The 4,046-nt window shown below is 63.6% G+C and carries 4 protein-coding genes; 3 read left to right on the top strand and 1 reads right to left on the bottom strand.

Going from position 1 to position 4,046, the window contains the following annotated elements; translation table 11 throughout:
- Positions 1–615 (bottom strand): hypothetical protein (locus tag Q0094_RS02840; protein WP_297615053.1); only part of this gene is annotated, 615 nt, incomplete at its 3' end.
- Between the two features lie 211 nt (positions 616–826).
- Between Q0094_RS02840 and pepT the strand changes: the two genes are divergently transcribed.
- The 3 genes from pepT to Q0094_RS02825 all read left to right on the top strand — a co-directional run bounded on the left by pepT (position 827) and on the right by Q0094_RS02825 (position 3,997).
- Positions 827–2,059: a peptidase T gene (pepT, locus tag Q0094_RS02835; protein ID WP_297615050.1), complete on the top strand. Its 1,233-nt coding sequence runs from the start codon at positions 827–829 to the stop codon at positions 2,057–2,059.
- Between the two features lie 182 nt (positions 2,060–2,241).
- Complete coding sequence (sucC, locus tag Q0094_RS02830) at positions 2,242–3,435, top strand: ADP-forming succinate--CoA ligase subunit beta (RefSeq protein WP_297615048.1); 1,194 nt, start codon at positions 2,242–2,244, stop codon at positions 3,433–3,435.
- Positions 3,436–3,517: 82 nt separating this feature from the next.
- The gene (locus tag Q0094_RS02825; RefSeq protein WP_297615046.1) at positions 3,518–3,997 is read left to right on the top strand and encodes a hypothetical protein; all 480 of its coding nucleotides are present in this window, start codon (positions 3,518–3,520) and stop codon (positions 3,995–3,997) included.
- Positions 3,998–4,046: the final 49 nt, after the last annotated feature.

The following is a 4,046-nucleotide window of genomic DNA, read 5'->3' as shown; positions in this document are numbered from 1 at the left end:
GATCGCGCGGCCAAACGGATAGAGCACAAGCGCATCGCCCTGATCGGTGCAGACCCGCAGGTCATGCAGCTCGGCGCTGAGCGCGACCAGATCGCGCCCCAATTTGCGCGGCACCCTGTCCCAGAACGCGGGCTCAGGTGCACCGGCGCCACCCGCCTCGGGCCGCGACGGCGCAAGCGGCAGACGCAGCAGACGCGAGGCGTTCAGAACCAGCCAGACAAGAAGGATCGGCGGCGCAACATTGGAATATTCCTCGGCAACTGCGCGGCGCGTCAGAACACCGACCCCGGATTGCTGATCCGCCAGCCCGAAAGCCCAGTCGATCAACACCGCAATCGGCGTGAACAGCGCGGCACCGATCACCCCGGCCAGAAAAACCTGAAGGGCCGGCCTGCGCCAACCACCACGCCACAGGCCAGCCATCCCGGATTGCACCGCCTGCAAGATCGCAAGCGGCAGCCACACATGCAGCGACCAGAACAATGCCGACTGGGCCGGGGTCAGCCCCTGCGATGGTGCGGGTTCGAGCAAGACGAACAGGAGCGTCAGCACAATGCCCGACACCGCCAGAAAGACGGGCCAGGACTGGAGGGTTGCAACATGCTCGATCCGCATGCCCGCCAGATAGGTGCGGCTGTGTCAATCGCAAGGGGCCAGGCCACGCCGTGCAGCGCCGTGGGGGGCCCAAGGGGGGGGCGTTTTCCGCAAGGAAAACGCACGGAAAAACCCGGGTTTTTCCGTGCGGAAAACACGTGTTTTCCGCCCCCCTGTTGACATCGGCGCGCAGGCGGTCCCTGATCGCGGCCAGCCATGGAAAGGGCAGGATATGCGCGATTTCGACGCCGAACTTGAACAGCGGCTGGTCCGCTACGCTGCCATCGACAGCCAGTCCGACATGGACAGCCCGGCCCAGCCCTCGACCATGGTCCAGCATGCGATGCTGGATCTGATGGTGCGCGAACTGGCCGATATCGGCGCCGCCGATGTGACCAAAACGCCCTATGGAACCGTCATCGCCACCATCCCCGGCAACCGCCCCGGCCCCACCATCGGCTTTCTGGCCCATGTCGACACCGCGCCGCAATTCAACGCCACCGGCGTCAAACCCCGGGTGATCCGCGGCTACAATGGCGGTGCGATCAGCTTTCCCGACGCCCCCGATCTGGTGCTGAGCCCCGATGATTTTCCCTATCTGGCCACCAAGATCGGCGAGGATATCGTGACCGCATCGGGCACCACGCTTCTGGGGGCCGACGACAAGGCGGGCATCGCCATCATCATGACGGCCGCCCGCCACCTGCTGGCCAACCCCGACCTGCCGCGCCCCACGATCCGCATCGCCTTTACCCCCGATGAGGAAATCGGGCGCGGCGTGGACACGCGGCTGCCGTCCGATCTGGCTGTCGATTTCGCCTATACGTTTGACGGCGGCGATGCGGGCGAGATCGTTTATGAAACCTTTTCGGCCGATTTCGCGGTTGTCACCGTCACCGGCGTGTCGATCCACCCGGGCGAGGCGACGGGCAAGCTGGTCAATGCCATCCATCTGGCATCGCGCATTGTCCAGACGCTGCCGCAAGCGACGATGACACCTGAAACGACATCGCTGCGCGGCGGGTTCATCCACGCCGTCGACATGAAGGGCAGCGCCGACCAGATGGTGGTGCGCTTCATCTTGCGCGATTTCGAACGCGACGGGCTGGCCGCAAAGGGCGATCTGCTGCGCACGGTCTGCGCCGCCATCGCCGCGACCGAACCGCGCGCCCGCATCGAGGCCCAGATCACGCCGCAATACCGCAACATGCGCTACTGGCTGGAGCGTGACATGACCCCCGTTGATCTGGCCCGCGACGCGCTGCGCGATCTGGACCAGACCCCGATCGAAGCGGTGATCCGGGGCGGCACCGATGGATCGCGGCTGACGGAAATGGGCGTCCCTTGCCCGAACCTGTTCACGGGCATGCAAAATGTGCATGGACCGCTGGAATTCGTCTCGGTGCAGGACATGGCGCTGGCAGCCCGGCTGATGGTGCAGATTGCAGCCCGCGCCACCGGCTGAGTCGTGCAGGCATACCGTTGCATACCGCCAAGATGGTAAACTTGTGATCACACTTTTTCAGGCTGTGATCACAAATGTCGGTTTTTTTCGAAATTCACGCATCTGCAACGAAATTTGCGTTTCACTACGCCCCTTGGTTGTGCTTATCCCCATGCAAATACCATCAAGGACGGGACAGTTTCATGAACATCCATGAGTATCAGGCGAAGGCGCTTCTTCGTCAGTATGGCGCACCGGTCAGCGATGGCCGGGTGGTTCTGAAAGCCGAAGAGGCCAAGACAGCCGCAGGCGAACTGGACGGCCCGCTTTGGGTCGTGAAGGCCCAGATCCATGCCGGCGGCCGCGGCAAGGGTCATTTCAAGGAAGCCGACGCCGGCGAAAAGGGCGGCGTGCGCCTTGCCCGTTCCGTCGCGGAAGCCGCCGATGAAGCCAAGAAGATGCTGGGCCGCACGCTGGTCACCCATCAGACCGGGCCGGCCGGCAAACAGGTCAACCGCGTCTATATCGAGGATGGCTCGGGCATCGAGCGCGAGCTTTACCTCGCGCTCCTCGTGGATCGCCAGACCAGCCGCATCTCGTTTGTCTGCTCGACCGAAGGCGGCATGGACATCGAAGAGGTCGCGGCCCACTCCCCCGAAAAGATCCTGTCCTTCGCGGTCGATCCGGTCACGGGGTATCAGCCCTATCATGGCCGCCGCATCGCCTTTTCGCTTGGGCTGACCGGCAAGCAGGTCAAGGAATGCGTCGCGCTCATGGGCCTGCTCTACAAGGCCTTTGTCGAACGCGACATGGAAATGCTGGAAATCAACCCGCTGATCGTCACCGACGAAGGCAGCCTCAAGGTGCTCGATGCCAAGCTGGGGTTCGACGGCAACGCGATGTATCGCCAGCCCGACATCATGGCGCTGCGCGATGAGACCGAAGAAGACCCCAAGGAACTGGCGGCCTCGAAATTCGATCTCAACTACATCGCGCTCGATGGTGAGATCGGCTGCATGGTCAACGGCGCGGGCCTTGCCATGGCGACGATGGACATCATCAAGCTTTACGGCTCGGAACCCGCCAACTTTCTTGACGTGGGCGGATCGGCCACCCGCGAAAAGGTGACCGAGGCCTTCAAGATCATCACGTCCGACCCGAATGTGAAGGGCATTCTGGTCAACATCTTCGGCGGCATCATGCGCTGCGACATCATCGCCGAAGGCGTGGTGGCCGCCGTCAAGGAGGTCGGCTTGCAAGTGCCGCTCGTCGTCCGGCTCGAGGGCACCAATGTCGACAAGGGCAAGGAGATCATCAACACCTCCGGCCTCAACGTCATCGCCGCCGACAACCTGTCGGACGCGGCCGAAAAGATCGTGAAAGCGGTCAAGGGCTGATCAAGAGATGCGAGGCTGGGCAAAGTTGCGTGTGTTTGGGACAGTTTCGGCACTTGGTGCCGCATTGATCCTTTCCGCATGCGTGTCTGCACCCGCGACGCCTGACGCCTATGAACTCGCCAATATCTACGCCGACAACATTGTGCCCAAGTCGACACCGGCGCGCTTCGTTGCGGCATTCGAGCGCTACTGCCTCGACCACGACGGCACGGGTCTCGAGTCGGTTCTGCGCGCAGACAACTACGTGCCGGTGCCGCGCCGGGCCGGTGCACAGATTCAAAGCTGGGTGGTGGACGATCGCCGCCCCGCCGTGATGCTGCTGGACGGACGGACCGGTTGTTCCGTGGCGGCCGAAGCCCGCACGGGCCAGACCACCGCAGTGCAGGCGCTGATCGCGCGCCGCTACCGGAGCGCCGCACCGCTGGACCCTGCAACCGTCGGACGGTCTGTCGAACAAGCTTGGGCAGTGCCGGGCGAAGCGGGGGTGATCGTGTTCACCCAGCGGATCGGCACCCCCCATACCCCCTCGCGCCTGATCCTCGGGATTTTGCGCCAAACCTGACCCAAGCCCCAGACGGGCGAGAGAAACGAAGAGAGACCGGAAACATGGC

Origin of the sequence: uncultured Roseicyclus sp. (assembly GCF_937892565.1) — a bacterium.
Taxonomy (GTDB): Bacteria; Pseudomonadota; Alphaproteobacteria; order Rhodobacterales; family Rhodobacteraceae; genus Roseicyclus.
The sequence above is the reverse complement of the archived record's forward strand: the minus strand, read 5'-3'. Positions and strand labels throughout refer to the sequence as shown.